The organism is Marinimicrobium sp. C2-29 (assembly GCF_038419845.1).
Taxonomy (GTDB): Bacteria; Pseudomonadota; Gammaproteobacteria; order Pseudomonadales; family Cellvibrionaceae; genus Marinimicrobium.
On the sequence record NZ_JBCAQT010000002.1, the window covers coordinates 19,299 to 33,426 of the forward strand.

Sequence of the window (14,128 nt, forward strand, 5' to 3'; positions counted from 1 at the left end):
ACTATAAGATGGGCCGCAGGCGGCTCAAACCCAACAAAAAACCAAGGTTAAGCACTATGCATTTTTTAGGACTGGACATCGGCAGCTCTTCGGTCAAGTTGGCCGTCATCGATGGCGATAGTGGCGAGCGCGTCGCCAACGCCACCTATCCACCCAATGAAATGGCCATCGACGCCCCCCGCTCCGGCTGGGCCGAGCAGTCGCCGGAAGCCTGGTGGGACGCCATCCGCAAGGGCTGTGAGGAAATGTGGCAGAAGCAGCCCCAGCTCAAAGACAAAATCGGCGCCATCGGCATCTCCTACCAGATGCACGGCCTGGTCGCGGTGGATAAAGACGGCGAAGTACTGCGCCCCTCCATCATCTGGTGCGACAGCCGCGCCGTGGACACCGGCGAGAAAGCCTTTGACGCCCTGGGCAGTGACTGGTGTATGGAGCACCTGCTCAACTCCCCCGGCAACTTCACCGCCGCCAAGCTGCGTTGGGTGCAGGAAAACGAGCCGGAAGTGTACGACCGCATCCACAAGATCATGCTGCCGGGCGACTACATCGCCTACAAACTGACCGGTGAGTTCACCACGACGGCCTCTGGCCTGTCGGAGGGAGTCTTCTGGGACTTCTCCGAGAACAAGGCGTCCGACAAGCTGCTCAAGCACTGGCACATCGACCCGGCGCTGCTGTCCGATCAGGTACCCAACCTGGGTGTTCAGGGCGAGGTCAATGATCACGCCGCCAAAGAGCTGGGCATCAAGGCCGGCGCCAAGCTGGCCTTCCGCGCCGGCGATCAGGTGGCCAACGCCATGAGCCTGAACGTGCTGGAGCCGGGCGATGTCGCCACCACCGCCGGCACCTCGGGCGTGGTCTACGCCGTCACCGACAAGAACATTGCCGACCCGGATCAGCGCATCAACACCTTTCTGCACGTCAACAAGGGCGACGCCCCCGTGCATCGCGGCCTGCTGGCCTGCATCAACGGTGCCGGGCGCATGAACAGCTGGCTGCGCGGCGTACTGAGCGCCGGCGGCGACGTCTCCTACCCCAAGCTGAACGAACTGGGCGAGCAGGTCCAACCTGGCAGCGACGGCCTGAAGGTCTATCCTTTTGGTAATGGTGCCGAGCGCATCATGCGCAACCGCCTGCTCTCGGCCCAGATGGACGGCCTGGATCTGAACCGCCACGGCCTGAATCATGTGGCCCGCGCCACTCAGGAAGGCGTGGCCTACGCCATGAACCTGGGCTTTGATCTGATCAAGGGCCTGGGAGCCGAAACCCGCGTCGTGCGGGCCGGGCACAGCAACATGTTCCTGAGCCCGATTTTCAGCAGCGCCTTTGTCAACCTGACCCAGGCGCCGCTGGAACTCTACGATACCGACAGTGCCGTAGGCGTAGCGCGCGCGGCGGCCTGGGGCTGCGACTTTTACAGCAGCCGCGAGGATGTATTCCGCACCCTCAAGCGCAAAGCGATTCTGGAGCCGGAACCGGCTCTGCAAAACCAGTATCAGGAATTTTACGCCGAGTGGCGCGAAGCGGTGGAACGTCGCCTCGCCCAGGCCGGCTGATCCCGACAACTGATTTCAACAACAGTCACCATCACTTTTAAACAAACGCAACACAAGGGTTACATCATGAGCATCACACTAGGCGATAGAGAGTATTTCAAGGGCGTCGACAAAATTCAGTACGAAGGCCCCGAGTCCGACAACCCCCTGGCCTTCAAATGGTACGACGAGAACAAGGTCGTGGCCGGTAAGACCATGAAAGAGCACCTGCGCTTCGCAGTCTGCTATTGGCACACCTTCAACGGTGCGGGCAACGATCCCTTCGGCCCCGGCCCCTTCGTGTTTCCCTGGAACGATTCCAGCGATGTCATGAAGCGCTCCTACCAGAAGATGGACGCCGCGTTTGAGTTCATCACCAAGCTGGGCGTGCCCTACTACAGCTTCCACGATGTCGACCTGACCGAAGAAGGCGACAGCCGCGCGGAAACCCAGGAGCGCGTCAAGAAGATGGTCGAGTACGCCAAGGAGAAGCAGAAAGACTCCGGCGTCAAGCTCCTGTGGGGCACCGCCAACCTGTTCACCAACCCGCGCTTCATGAACGGCGCTTCCACCAACCCGGATTTCGACGTAGTGGCCTACGCCGGCGCGCAGTTGAAGGACGCCATCGATGCGACCATCGAGCTGGGCGGTGAGAACTATGTGTTCTGGGGCGGCCGCGAAGGCTACATGAGCCTGCTCAACAGCGACATCGGTCGCGAGCAGGAGCACCTGGCCCGCTTCCTGACCATGGCGCGCGACTACGGCCGCAAGAACGGCTTCAAGGGCAACTTCCTGATCGAGCCCAAGCCCATGGAGCCCACCAAGCACCAGTACGACTTCGACAGCGAAACCGTCATCGGCTTCCTGCGTCATCACGGCCTGGACAAAGACTTCAAACTGAACATCGAAACCAACCACGCCACTCTGGCCCAGCACACCATGGACCACGAGATGCAGGTCGCGGCCAACGCCGGCATGCTGGGCAGCATCGACGCCAACCGCGGCGACTACCAGAACAGCTGGGACACCGACCAGTTCCCCTACAACATCAACGAAACCGTTGAAATGTTGCTGGTCGTACTGCGTCACGGCGGCTTCCAGGGCGGCGGCGTCAACTTCGACGCCAAGCGTCGTCGCAACTCCACCGACCTGAACGACACCTTCCACGGCCACATCGGTGGTATGGATGTGTTCGCGCGCTCACTGCTGATTGCCGACGACCTGATCCAGAACTCACCCCTGGAGAAAATGCGCAAAGAGCGTTACGCCTCCTTCGACGGCGGCAAAGGTGCCGATTTCGAACAGGGCAAAATGACTCTGGAGCAACTGGCCGAGCTGGGCAACGCCGGTGGCGAGCCCAAGCAGATCAGTGGCCAGCAGGAGCTGTACGAGAACATCATCAACCGTTACATCCGTTAAGACGTAACGGTCGACGTTCGATCCGGTGGGCGGAGCCCACCCTACAAGGCAGGTTCCTTGTGGGGTGGACTCCGCCCATTTTTTTGCGACACTATCGGAACGGACAATATTCGGGTCGGTGGGCGGAGCCCACCCTACGGGCAGGATCCTTGTAGGGTGGGCTCCGCCCACCTTTTTTGAAGCGCAGGCCGCCTGAGCGTCAATGATCTGGAGTATCGGGCACGGCCCTGATAAGCTAGCGGCTCTTGATCACGGCGCTCAGACCGCATCCAAAAAATCGCGGCGGGCGCCGCAGGCGCAAGGGCCGAACCTGACACGGCCCGGGCACCTGATGTTCGACATGGGGAAACAACCAGTTCAACGATAACAATCACGATCTGGCAGCGCCAGGCACCAACTTTAGTAGGGTAAAACTCCATGACTACACCAACGCACCCCGATCAGGGGAGTACCGCCTACGTCGTGCTCATCAGTATTGTCGCCACCATCGGCGGTTTTCTGTTCGGTTTTGACAGCGGCGTGATCAACGGCACCGTCGACGGTCTGCAGACCGCGTTCAACTCCGACAGTGCCGGCACCGGCTTCAGTGTCTCATCCATGCTGCTCGGCTGCGCCGTCGGCGCTCTCTTCGCCGGTGGTCTGGCTGATAAATGGGGGCGCCGCACCCTGCTGATAGTCGCATCGGTCATGTTCATCGTTTCTGCCTGGGGCTCAGGCGTCGCGGGCTCTACTGGCGAATTTGTGTTCTACCGCATTCTGGGCGGGCTGGCTGTGGGCGCCGCCAGCGTCATGGCGCCGGCCTACATCAGCGAGGTGGCACCCGCGCATTTTCGCGGCATGCTGACCTCTCTTCAGCAGATTGCCATCATCACCGGCCTGACCGCCGCCTTTCTCAGCAACTACCTGTTGGCCGATGTCGCCGGCGGCTCGCGCCAGGAATTCTGGGGCGGCTTTGAGACCTGGCGCTGGATGTTCTGGGTGGAGCTGATTCCCGCCAGCATCTTCTTTCTCGCCCTGCTGGCCATCCCCGAGAGCCCCCGCTTTCTGGTGGCGGCCGGCAAGAGCGAAAAGGCCAGCAAGGTTCTGGGCCGGCTGTATGGCCGCGCGGTTGCCGACAACAAAGCACGCGAGATCAATGAATCACTCGCCAGCGACCACCACAAGCCGCGCTTCCGCGATTTGATTGTAAAAAAGAGCGGCAAGAGCAGGGTGCGCACCATTGTCTGGGTCGGCATCGGCCTGGCGATACTGCAGCAGTTTGTCGGGATCAACGTGGTGTTCTACTACGGCGCTGTGCTGTGGCAAGCGGCGGGCTTTACCGAGAGTGATGCCCTGGCGATCAATGTGATTTCCGGCAGCATCAGCATCGCTGCCTGCTTCATCACCTTCTTTTTTGTCGACAAGATCGGCCGCAAGCCGATGCTGTGGTTCGGCTCGGCGGGCATGGCCATCAGTCTGGCGCTGGTCGCCTACGCCTTTGCCGGCGCTCCGGTGTCGGTCGAGTCCGGCAATCTGGATCTGTCCGACAATGCCGCGCTCCTGGCGCTGATTGCGGCCAACGCCTATGTGTTCCTGTTCAATCTGTCCTGGGGTCCGGTAATGTGGATCATGCTGGGCGAGATGTTTCCCAACCAGATTCGCGGTTCCGGTCTGGCGGTAGCGGGTCTGGCGCAGTGGCTGGCCAACTTTGTGGTCACCGCTTCCTTCCCGATTCTGCTGGCGGGCATTGGCCTGTCGGCGGCTTACGGTATTTACGCTTTCTTCGCAGTGCTCTCGGTGGTCTTTGTGTTGACCATGGTCAACGAGACCAAGGGCAAAGAGCTTGAGGAAATGCAGGGTTGATATCGGGCCGGGCAACGGCGGATGCGCCTTAGGCTTATCCGCCCTACGTATAGCACGGAGGTGGCGTAGGGCGGATAAGCGTCAAGCGCATCCGCCATCAACCACGCAAGGCAAGGCGCAACAACGCCGCCACCGAAATCGCATCGGTGATTTCACCGCGGTCGACCATCGCAATGGCTTCCGTCAATGGGAGCCGTTGCACTTCAATATCCTCGCTGTCATCCAGCGTCTGCTCTCCCTGCGTCAGGCCCCGGGCCACATAGATTACGGCGGTCTCGTTGGTGACGGAGTTGGACAGCTGCAGCTCCTGCAGTTTTTCCCAGTGCATAGCCGATAAGCCTACCTCCTCGCGCAACTCACGCTTGGCCGCCGCCAGGGTATCCTCCTCGCGCGGGCAACCGCCTTCGGGAATCTCCCAGGTGTACTGGTTCATGGTGTAGCGGGTCTGCCGGACCAGGTAGGTGTGGTTGTCGTCATCGAGCGGCACCACCCCCACGGCGGTATTTTTGAAATGCACCACGCCATAGATCCCGTCAGTGTTGCCGGGGGTAATGACTTCTTCGTGGGAGACTCTGATCCAGGGGTTTTCATACACACAGCGCGTGGATTTGCGCTGCCAGCCACCGATTCTGTCGGTCACAACGGGCTCCTTTCAATTCGAGCGAAGGCGGTGAGACAACTAATGCAGGCGATGAGGTTCGAGCTCCACGCCCTGAATATGACGGCCCAGCATCAGCACCCGGCCAAAATAGCGATCACCACCGGTCACGGTGAACTCGAAATAGAAGGCGCGCCAGAGACCCGGTCGGCCCCGACTGTCGCGTTTGATCCACAACCGGCGCAGATAGACGCTCTGATCGAGCATCTGCACTTCCATCTCGTCACAGTGACGACGGGCCGCCGCAAACGCCAAGTCTTTGGCCTGAAACGCGCGCCAACTGTAGTAAATGACCAGCACGACGGCGGTCAGCCAGACCAGGGATTTCAAGTCAATCATAGGGTTCAAACGTATGGGAAAACCCAGAGGATACCGTCTGCGGCTCCGGGGGGCCAGTGCAAACCCGAAAGTAGAGGCGGGTGGTGGGCGGAGCCCACCCTACGGGGGGTCGCACTCATCCGCCGGGCGCAGAAGCGTAGGGTGGGCTCCGCCCACCGGATGAATGCGACCCGGGTAGGGTGGGCTCCGCCCACCGGGTCGAGCCCGCAGTGGCTTAACGCGAACGAAAAGCAGCGGGGAAAGCACTCCGAAGCGGAACCCGCTTCGGAGTGCCAGTTGAAGCCCTGATGGGCTCCGGATGGCGAGTTACAGCGGGGTGACGTTTTCCGCCTGAGGCCCTTTCTGACCCTGGGTCACTTCAAACGTCACGCTCTGGCCGTCTTTCAACGTCTTGCGGCCACTGCCATTGATGGCACGAAAATGCACAAACACATCGGGGCCGCCTTCACGCTCGATGAAGCCGTAACCTTTGTCATCGTTGAACCACTTCACCACACCCGATACCAGATCATCTGACATACTTTCCTCGTCTTGCTTACCATTGTCAGCCGCGCTGACCTTACGTTGAACCGGCTCCTCGCGTTAACCACTTACAAGTCGAGCCAGGGCGAGTATTGCTAAGGGAAGGGTCGAACCAAGTAACGGAAGGGTGCCTCGCGGGAGCCTGGACATTGGCCGTTCACAATCTCTAGCATTAAGGGCCCTCTGGTCAGAGGGTCCTTAAAAATTAAAGCACTTCGATCTGGGCAGTTCAAGCATATTTTGATGAAATTTTGCGCTATGTCCGATCGCGGTCAAAGCTGGTGCATTTTTCATTATTGGGTGTGCTCAGAGGCAGCACGACGCCGCCCCAGAGTCTCGTGCAGATAGATGGCAAGCACCACCAGAGGGATGCTCAGCACCATCACGGCGCGCTTGAGCAATTCAAACTCCAGCCCCTCTTTGGCCAGCTGATAGCAGGCGAGCGCCCAGACCGCCGCGGCAAAATAGGCCCAGCGAAAATGCCGGAACACCCCCACGGCAATCACCCAGGCAATGGGCCCCAACAACAGACCATAGCCGGTGGTGTTGGTGACAAACACCAGCCCCACCAATACCAGGCTGACCATCATCAGAGTGTTGAGGCTACGTTGAATCACGGCTTTTCTGGACATACAACTTTCTCTCAAGCGAGCCAGGCTCGACCCGGTGGGCGGAGCCCACCCTACGGGGGGCACAGAACCGTAGGGTGGGCTTCGCCCACCATTTGGAGGCACAACATCACCCGCCGGGGCGCTTGGGGTGGTGGGCCGAGCCCACCCTACGGTCTAGTCGCTCCCCGGCTATTTTATTCCGGATCGACAAAATACATCGGATCCTGCTTCAGCGCCTTCAACCCGGCCTCCCAGGCCGCCTCGGCATCCACCAGCATGCAGTCGGCGGCCAACAACTGACCGCGCTTGATCGCCGAGTCCGGCAACAGCGACTCCAGCCGATCGTAACGCTGACGATAGCCCTTGAAACTGTGACAGCGCACCGAACTGGTCACCTGACGGCCACGGCCATCGGTCAGAATGAAATCCACCAGCTCATCTTCCAGAAGATAGGGCGGCATCACCTGCTCTTCCAGCGCGTGCATCATGGTATTCACGGTAAAGTCACACCCCAGAAACAGAATGCGCCCGCCCAGTTTGGGCAGACGCGCAAAGGGCGAATGCTCGCCGCAGGGCGTCTGATCCCGCTCGTGATCGAGCAACAGATCCGGCGACTTGGGGCCGGTGGCGGCGGCCGAATGCGTCGGGTGCAGGCTGCGCACCACCCCCTGACTGCGACGGAACGCCTCGCTCAGACTGCCCACACAGGAGGGCGTCAGCTCGGTATCAAACAGCGGATTGTCGGCGTTGACGGTTTCATAGCTCAGCGTCGGCATCGCCAGCGTACCACCGGGGCCGAGCGCGCGGCGCAGGCCCGCAATCACAATATCCGCCGGCATGGCTTCACCCAGTGAGCGCAAGGATGAATGCACCATCAGGGTATCGCCAGGTTTCACACCCAGGTCTTTCAGCAGATTGGAAAGTTCAAGGTGAGGGTTAATGTTCATAGCGTGGTTATACTCCCATAGCTTTTCGCGCTAGTGTGTTTTTTAATAATGGCAGAGAATCAACCCGACGCAAACCGGCGCTACGCGCCCAGATCAGCGGCGGGGTTCGGCTGCCAAACAATCGTTTAAAGCCTTCCATAAGCGCCATCATACCCAAATTGTCGCCCATCCGCTGACGCTGGTAGCGGCGCAACAGCGATGGATCGCTCAGCGGCAGACCGCGTTGCATCGCGCGCTGCACTTCTTCCGCCAGCGCCATGGTGTCCTTCAGACCCAGATTCACGCCCTGACCGGCCAGCGGATGAATACTGTGGGCGGCATCGCCCACCAGCGCCACCCCCGGGCGGGTATAGTCCCGGGCGTGCCGCTGATAGAGCGGAATCGCATGGCGTTGATCCGTGCCGGTCACCTCGCCCAGGGCGTATTCAAACTCGCGCCCGAGGCGCTGACAGAAGGCGTCCTCATCCAGGGCCATCAGTTCATCGGCCAGGGCCGAATCGGCGGACCAGACAATCGAGCAGTAGTGACTGTCCCAGCCCTGAATCGACCCACTGAGGGGCTCGGGCTGTTGGCAGTGCAGTGGTAAAAACGCCAGCGGGCCGGTCTGCATGAATCGCTGGCGGGCGCAGTAACCGTGCGCGCGCTCGGTGCGTACGGTGGTGACAATGGCCTTCTGCTCATAGGCCCATTCGCGAACATCAAAACCGGCGAATTCACGCACCCGCGAATGGGCGCCATCGGCGGCGACCAGCAGAGCCGTGGTCAGCACCGCGCCCGAATCCAGTTCGACGCGCACCTCGCCATCGTCTGTCTCTTCGCGCATTTCCAGGCCGGTCACCGCCGCCGGCTGAAACCAGTCCACCGAGGTCTGGTAGCTGAGCGACTGGCGCAGATGACGCACCAGCAGACTGTTCTCCACAATATGGCCCAGCTGCTCGCAGCCGAGCTCATCGGCATTGAAGGTGATCCGGCCACTGGCCTCACCGTCCCAGACGTGCATTTCCCGATAGGCGCAGACCCGCTCGGCTTCAATCCGCCGCCAGAGGCCCAGCCGCTCGAGCAGAGCGCGGGAGCCGGGCGTGAGCGCGACCACACGCGGATCAAAGGACTGCCCCTGGAACCGGGCGGGCTCCGAGCCGGCCTCCACCAGCGCCAGGCGCAGCCCGCGCTGGGCGAACACCGGGGCGAGCTGCAGCGCCAGCGCGGCGCCCACCAGTCCGGCGCCGGCAATCACCAGATCGTATCGAGTGTCAGTCATCGCGCAGCGGCTCCTGTGAATCGGGTGAACCTTGTGAACCGTGTGAACCGAAAGAGTCCAGTGGCATCAACCCGCTCGCCTCCCAGGGCGCGCGCGGGCCGGCGGTGCCCATGGTCTGGGCGGCAAACAGCGCTTTCATGCCCGGCAGCCAGTCCAGACCGAGAAAGCCCAGATGACGCAGGGCCGTGAGCGGCAGGCTCCGGTTGGAAAACAGCCGGACCAGCCGATCGCTCAGGCCCACGGTCAACGTCTGGTCATTTTCGCGCTGATCCAGATACGATTGCAGAACCGCCTGGTTGCCGGGATCTTCCCCCGCCTCCTGCGCCGGGCGCAGGGTGGCGGCCAGAGCGGCGGCATCGCGCAGGGACAAGTTGAACCCCTGACCCGCCACCGGGTGCAGATAGTGCGCACTGTTGCCCAACAACACCAGGCGGGAGCGGATCTGTTCTTTGGCCTGCACCAGCTCCAGCGGCCAGCACTGGCGCTCGCCCACCCGCAGGAAGCGCCCCAGGCGCCAACCGAACACCGCCTGCAGCTGAGCCATGAACTCATCGTCGGGCGCCTGCATCAGGGCCCGGGCCCGCTCCGGCGGCAGCGTCCATACCAATGCCGAGCGGCGGGCCTCCGGGCGCTCGTCCAGCGGCAGCAGCGCCATGGGCCCCTCGGGGGTGAAGCGCTCAAAGGCCTGGCCGCCATGGCGGCGCTCGTAGGAGAGGTTGGCAACGATGGCACTCTGGCGATAATCCCGACGCTCGATGCCGATTCCCAGATCCTGGCGCAGGGACGAGGCACCGCCGTCAGCCAACACCACCAGCCGGGCCGAAATCTGGCCGGGGCCGCCCTGCAGCTGCAATCGGGTGGACTCCGCCCCCGGGGTCAGCGCTTCCACCATCACCGGGGCCAGGTAAGTGACCCCCGGGGCGGCGCTGGCGGCTTCGCTCAGGCAGGGCGCCAGCCAGGCATTTTCCAGCACATAGCCCAGGGCCTCACGCTGCTGCTCGGCGGCATCAATCAGGCCACCGCCCAGATGGCCCCGGTCGGACACATGCACCTGACGGATGGGCGTGCAGTGCTCGCGCAAGCGGCGCCAGAGCCCCAGACGCTCCAGGATCTCGGCACTACCGGCGGAAATCGCGGTGGAGCGATTGTCGTACTGGGGCTGGTAGTGAGCACACACATCCGCGCCGGGGGAGTGAGTATCGAGTACCGCAATGCGCCAGCCGACACCGCCGGCGGCCAGCAGGTTGGCCAGGCTGGCGCCCACCATGCCGCCGCCAATAATGGCAATATCGTAATCGGTCTGGCTCATGCCTCTGCGCTCATCGGTGCCTATGGGGTTGTTACCGGTCGGCCGGGCTCAAGAATCCGCTCCGGCCATCAGGGCTTCGATCGCATCCGGGTCCTTGGGAACGTCGGAAGTAAGAATCTCGTAGCCGTCTTTGGTCACGACCACGTCATCTTCAATGCGAATACCAATACCGCGCCACTTTTTGGCCACCCGCTCATTGTCCGGGGCCACATAGAGGCCGGGCTCCACGGTCATCACCATGCCCGGCTCGAGCAGACGCCAATGGCCGTCGATCTTGTAGTCCCCGACATCGTGCACGTCCATGCCCAGCCAGTGACCGACCCGGTGCATGTAAAACTCGCGGTAGGCCTCGTTCTCGATCAGGGCGTGCACATCGCCCTCGAGCAGGCCCAGCTCCACCAGGCCCTCAGTGAGTACGTTCACCGAGACCTCGTGAGGGGCATTCCAGTGGTTGCCCGGCCGAATTTCAGCAATGGCGGCGTGCTGTGCCTTGAGCACTAGTTCGTAGAGAGTGCGCTGCTCGGCACTGAATGTCCCGTTCACCGGAAAGGTACGGGTGATGTCGGCGGCGTACATTTCGTATTCGCAGCCGGCATCGATCAACACCAGGTCGCCGCTTTTCAGGGCAGCGCTGTTCTCGACGTAGTGCAGAATGCAGCCGTTTTTGCCGCCCCCCACAATGGTGCTGTAGGCTGGGTCGCGCGCGCCCGACCGGGCGAATTCGTGCAGGATGTCCGCCTCCACCTGGTACTCCATGACGCCGGGCTGGCAGGCACGCATGGCGCGGATGTGGGCGCGGGCGGAGATTTCCCCGGCCTGGCGCATGAGGCGCAGCTCGGCCGCGCTCTTGATCAGGCGCAGGTCGTGCAGAAAGTGGCTCAGGTCGGTGAACTCGCCGGGAGGCGAGGCTCCGGAGCGCACCCGGGCGCGGATGCTGTTGACCCAGTCCATCACCTGCCGGTCAAACTCCCGGTCCTTGCCCATGGCGTAATAGACCCGCTCCCGCCCTTCGAGCAGGCCGGGCAGGATGTCGTCGATGTCATCGATGGGGAAGGCATCGTCGGCGCCATAGTCGCGGCAGGCACCCTCGGGACCGGCGCGGTAACCGTCCCAGATTTCCCGCTCCGGATCGCGCTCGCGGCAGAAGAGTACATACTCGCCGTGCTCCCGTCCCGGGATCAGGACCAGAACGGTGCCCGGCTCGGGAAAGCCTGACAGATAATGAAGATCGCTGTCCTGGCGGTAGGGGTAGTCGGTATCGCGGCTGCGCTGCCGTTCGGGAGCGCCGGGGACAATGGCAATGCTGTTGGGCTCCATCACTTCCATCAGAGCCTTGCGTCGACGAGCGTATTCCTGGCGCGTGATTTTCATAATCGGGTTCTGCTCTCCATCGGTTCCACCGGTTGGTTGAGGATCAATGAATGGCGGTCAGTGAATCGTGGGCTCCGGCCCTTCGCCCGATTCATCTTTTACCAGCTTGTCGGCCCCGAATTCCATAAACAGGGCGACCGCCGCCATGCGCACGTACTCGACCACTTCGGCGTAGTCATTTTCGGCGGCGCGGGCGGACTCCTCCTCGTCCAGATCCACCTGGGCAATGGCAGCCATGTCCTCCAGCGCCTCGCGCGCCTCCTCGGAGAGATTGGTATCGCCGGCGTGCCCGGCGCTGCCGAACCCCACCAGAAAGCCGTGGCACCAGCTGCCCAGCCGGCCCACCCGCTGGGTGATTTCCGCTTCGTCACTGGGCAGCAGCGGCTGCAGGGCAAAGCCGTCGCGGGTGAGCTGGGCCCGGGTGTCGCGAAACACCTGGGTGAGGATGTCGCGCACGTTTTCGTCCGGCGCCTGGGTGAAGTCCAACTCCTCCACCGCCTCCAGCAACCACTCGGTTTCGTCCGGATTGGCGCCGCCGCAGAATTTTCCGCACAGCAGCCCCTGCAACTCGGCCGGGTTGATGAGGGTTCCCAGAGGCTGAAGCAGTTCGCTCAGTTGTTCGTAGGTGACCGGGGTCGGTTCGGTTTCCGCTGTCATAGTTACCTCGCTGATTAGCCCGCCATGCTATCATGAATTGCGCCCGCAGGCCCGGAGAGCCAGCGTTTGTGCGCCCGTCGGTAATTCGCCGGGGCGGTGATTGACCCCCTGCAACGGGCACAATATAGTAGCTGCAAGCGAATAATGAACCCGGTTCCCAAAATCATGTCCGATGACCTACTAGAAAGCCTGGAAGCGAAAATGGATCGCCTGATTCAGGTGTGTGAACGCTTGCAGCACGAGAATGAAGAGCTGCGGGCCAAAAGTCAGGATTGGCAGCGGGAGCGGGTGCGGCTGATCGAAAAGAACGACCTGGCCCGCAGCCGGGTCGAAGCCATGATTATTCGTCTCAAGAGCCTGGAGTCTGAGTCGTGAGCAGTGAAACCGTCTTCGTAAAAATTCTGGACAAGGACTATCAGGTGGCCTGCCCGCGCGAGGAGCGAGCCGCGCTGCAGGAATCGGCGGAACTGCTGGATGAGCGCATGCGTGCCATCAAGCGCAGCAGCTCGGTCATCGGCCTGGAGCGCATCGCGGTCATGGCGGCGCTGAACCTCAGCCACGAACTGTTGCAGGCCAAACAGCACCCCACTCCCGACTCAAATCCGGAGCCGGAACAGACCGAGCTCAAGCGCCTGCACGAGAAAATCGACCGCACCCTCGCCCAGTTCGACCAGCCCTGAGTCACTATCAAAAGCGGTTCATGCGGCCATCAGCGAGCGCTGACAAGGCGCTCCGGGATTAGCGCAAATTGGCGCTTGCGAAAGCCCCCATCTTCCGGGTTATACTTAAAGCACGCCCTGGGGTGTTCGCCAGTCGACACGTCCTTGAGCCGATAACCGCAGTACAGGCCTTGCTTTGCTGATCCTGTTGAGCATTACCGCCATCGCGCGGGAAGCCTGATGGATGGCGGGCATCGCCACCTTGAGCCTTAGGGTTCAAGGCCCGCTCGACAGCGGCACCTTGGGGCTTTCTCTTCACTCGCCACAGAGACTCATACGTGTGAGCCACTCTCCCGCGAACGTTACACCCATCAACGACCATGTCTTCGACAAGACGTCCTTACGCCGTGAAATGCGCGCGCGTCGTCGTCGCCTGACAGCCCGGGAACAGAACCTCGCCGCCGAACAGTTGGCGCGCAAACTGGCCACCCTGCCCGCTTTTATTCGCAGCCAACACATCGCCCTTTACTGGCCCAATGACGGTGAGATCGATCCGCGTCCGCTGGCGGCACGCGCCTGGCGTTGCGGCAAGGAATGCTACCTGCCGGTGCTGCACCCCTTTCAGGGGCGACTCCTGTGGTTCGTGCGCTGGCGGCCCGATACGCCGCTGCACTTCAATCGCTTCGGCATTCCCGAGCCCAACTATCAGGACCAGCCCAAACTCTCGGCGCCCAATCTGAACCTGGTGTTGCTACCGCTGGTGGCGTTCGATCGCGCCGGCGGCCGTCTGGGCATGGGTGGAGGATTCTACGACCGGACCTTTGCCTTCAAACAGGAAGCGAAGCAACACGGAAGACAGGTCGGACCCGCGCTGGTCGGGCTGGCGCACGCCTGTCAGGAGGCGACGCAGGTCATGCGCGAGCCCTGGGATATTCCGCTGGATGCGGTAGTAACGGATCGGGGTGTGGTTCGCTGAAGATTGAAGGTTGAGCGCTCACGGC

Annotated in this window: 15 protein-coding genes and 1 other RNA gene; 7 read left to right on the forward strand and 9 right to left on the reverse strand. The window is 62.0% G+C overall.

All coding sequences use genetic code 11. The features are described 5' to 3' along the window. Positions 1 to 56: 56 nt before the first annotated feature. From AAE484_RS02045 to AAE484_RS02055, 3 genes are all read left to right on the forward strand, one after another. The gene (locus AAE484_RS02045; RefSeq protein WP_341936664.1) at positions 57 to 1,556 is read left to right on the forward strand and encodes a xylulokinase; all 1,500 of its coding nucleotides are present in this window, start codon (positions 57 to 59) and stop codon (positions 1,554 to 1,556) included. Between the two features lie 66 nt (positions 1,557 to 1,622). Beyond that, positions 1,623 to 2,954, forward strand: a complete 1,332-nt coding sequence (xylA, locus tag AAE484_RS02050) for a xylose isomerase (protein WP_341936665.1) — start codon at positions 1,623 to 1,625, stop codon at positions 2,952 to 2,954. Between the two features lie 417 nt (positions 2,955 to 3,371). Beyond that, positions 3,372 to 4,796, forward strand: coding sequence for a sugar porter family MFS transporter (locus AAE484_RS02055; RefSeq protein ID WP_341936666.1), 1,425 nt, complete (start codon positions 3,372 to 3,374; stop codon positions 4,794 to 4,796). Positions 4,797 to 4,893: 97 nt separating this feature from the next. On the opposite strand, the gene AAE484_RS02060 is transcribed toward AAE484_RS02055, so the two are convergent. The 9 genes from AAE484_RS02060 to AAE484_RS02100 form a co-directional block, all read right to left on the reverse strand. After that, positions 4,894 to 5,436: an NUDIX hydrolase gene (locus AAE484_RS02060; RefSeq protein ID WP_341936667.1), complete on the reverse strand. Its 543-nt coding sequence runs from the start codon at positions 5,434 to 5,436 to the stop codon at positions 4,894 to 4,896. Positions 5,437 to 5,475: 39 nt separating this feature from the next. After that, positions 5,476 to 5,793, reverse strand: a complete 318-nt coding sequence (locus tag AAE484_RS02065) for a DUF3301 domain-containing protein (RefSeq protein WP_341936668.1) — start codon at positions 5,791 to 5,793, stop codon at positions 5,476 to 5,478. A gap of 306 nt (positions 5,794 to 6,099) precedes the next feature. Further along, a complete protein-coding gene (locus AAE484_RS02070; RefSeq protein WP_341936669.1) occupies positions 6,100 to 6,312 on the reverse strand; it encodes a cold-shock protein in 213 nt (70 codons plus the stop codon). Between the two features lie 296 nt (positions 6,313 to 6,608). After that, on the reverse strand, positions 6,609 to 6,947 hold the full coding sequence (locus AAE484_RS02075; RefSeq protein ID WP_341936670.1) for a hypothetical protein: 339 nt from the start codon (positions 6,945 to 6,947) through the stop codon (positions 6,609 to 6,611). 173 nt (positions 6,948 to 7,120) lie between these two features. Further along, positions 7,121 to 7,873, reverse strand: a complete 753-nt coding sequence (locus AAE484_RS02080) for an AAC(3) family N-acetyltransferase (RefSeq protein ID WP_341936671.1) — start codon at positions 7,871 to 7,873, stop codon at positions 7,121 to 7,123. Between the two features lie 7 nt (positions 7,874 to 7,880). Further along, positions 7,881 to 9,131, reverse strand: a complete 1,251-nt coding sequence (locus AAE484_RS02085) for a UbiH/UbiF/VisC/COQ6 family ubiquinone biosynthesis hydroxylase (RefSeq protein ID WP_341936672.1) — start codon at positions 9,129 to 9,131, stop codon at positions 7,881 to 7,883. After that, positions 9,124 to 10,440, reverse strand: coding sequence for a 2-octaprenyl-6-methoxyphenyl hydroxylase (gene ubiH, locus AAE484_RS02090; RefSeq protein WP_341936673.1), 1,317 nt, complete (start codon positions 10,438 to 10,440; stop codon positions 9,124 to 9,126). Before ubiH ends, AAE484_RS02085 begins: the two co-directional genes overlap by 8 nt. A 48-nt stretch (positions 10,441 to 10,488) precedes the next feature. Then, the gene (gene pepP, locus AAE484_RS02095) at positions 10,489 to 11,811 is read right to left on the reverse strand and encodes a Xaa-Pro aminopeptidase (protein WP_341936674.1); all 1,323 of its coding nucleotides are present in this window, start codon (positions 11,809 to 11,811) and stop codon (positions 10,489 to 10,491) included. Positions 11,812 to 11,868: 57 nt separating this feature from the next. Continuing rightward, positions 11,869 to 12,468 carry a UPF0149 family protein gene (locus AAE484_RS02100; RefSeq protein ID WP_341936675.1) on the reverse strand — a complete coding sequence of 200 codons (600 nt, stop codon included), beginning with the start codon at positions 12,466 to 12,468 and terminating at the stop codon, positions 11,869 to 11,871. Between the two features lie 165 nt (positions 12,469 to 12,633). Between AAE484_RS02100 and AAE484_RS02105 the strand changes: the two genes are divergently transcribed. The 4 genes from AAE484_RS02105 (at position 12,634) to AAE484_RS02120 (ending at position 14,103) form a co-directional block, all read left to right on the forward strand. Further along, positions 12,634 to 12,843, forward strand: a complete 210-nt coding sequence (locus tag AAE484_RS02105; RefSeq protein ID WP_341936676.1) for a TIGR02449 family protein — start codon at positions 12,634 to 12,636, stop codon at positions 12,841 to 12,843. Further along, complete coding sequence (locus tag AAE484_RS02110) at positions 12,840 to 13,148, forward strand: cell division protein ZapA (protein ID WP_341936677.1); 309 nt, start codon at positions 12,840 to 12,842, stop codon at positions 13,146 to 13,148. The genes AAE484_RS02105 and AAE484_RS02110 overlap by 4 nt, the downstream gene beginning before the upstream one ends. Positions 13,149 to 13,259: 111 nt before the next feature. Next, positions 13,260 to 13,439, forward strand: a non-coding RNA gene (gene ssrS / locus AAE484_RS02115) — 6S RNA. Between the two features lie 28 nt (positions 13,440 to 13,467). After that, complete coding sequence (locus AAE484_RS02120; RefSeq protein WP_341936678.1) at positions 13,468 to 14,103, forward strand: 5-formyltetrahydrofolate cyclo-ligase; 636 nt, start codon at positions 13,468 to 13,470, stop codon at positions 14,101 to 14,103. Positions 14,104 to 14,128 lie beyond the last annotated feature (25 nt).

Excerpts from the sequence above, each read along its gene's own strand:
- AAE484_RS02105 (WP_341936676.1), top strand. The coding sequence starts at position 12,634 with ATGTCCGATGACCTACTAGAAAGCCTGGAAGCGAAAATGGATCGCCTG.
- AAE484_RS02065 (WP_341936668.1), bottom strand. The coding sequence starts at position 5,793 with ATGATTGACTTGAAATCCCTGGTCTGGCTGACCGCCGTCGTGCTGGTC.
- xylA (WP_341936665.1), top strand. The coding sequence starts at position 1,623 with ATGAGCATCACACTAGGCGATAGAGAGTATTTCAAGGGCGTCGACAAA.
- AAE484_RS02075 (WP_341936670.1), bottom strand. The coding sequence starts at position 6,947 with ATGTCCAGAAAAGCCGTGATTCAACGTAGCCTCAACACTCTGATGATG.
- AAE484_RS02080 (WP_341936671.1), bottom strand. The coding sequence starts at position 7,873 with ATGAACATTAACCCTCACCTTGAACTTTCCAATCTGCTGAAAGACCTG.
- AAE484_RS02085 (WP_341936672.1), bottom strand. The coding sequence starts at position 9,131 with ATGACTGACACTCGATACGATCTGGTGATTGCCGGCGCCGGACTGGTG.
- AAE484_RS02045 (WP_341936664.1), top strand. The coding sequence starts at position 57 with ATGCATTTTTTAGGACTGGACATCGGCAGCTCTTCGGTCAAGTTGGCC.
- AAE484_RS02070 (WP_341936669.1), bottom strand. The coding sequence starts at position 6,312 with ATGTCAGATGATCTGGTATCGGGTGTGGTGAAGTGGTTCAACGATGAC.
- pepP (WP_341936674.1), bottom strand. The coding sequence starts at position 11,811 with ATGAAAATCACGCGCCAGGAATACGCTCGTCGACGCAAGGCTCTGATG.
- AAE484_RS02100 (WP_341936675.1), bottom strand. The coding sequence starts at position 12,468 with ATGACAGCGGAAACCGAACCGACCCCGGTCACCTACGAACAACTGAGC.
- ubiH (WP_341936673.1), bottom strand. The coding sequence starts at position 10,440 with ATGAGCCAGACCGATTACGATATTGCCATTATTGGCGGCGGCATGGTG.
- AAE484_RS02055 (WP_341936666.1), top strand. The coding sequence starts at position 3,372 with ATGACTACACCAACGCACCCCGATCAGGGGAGTACCGCCTACGTCGTG.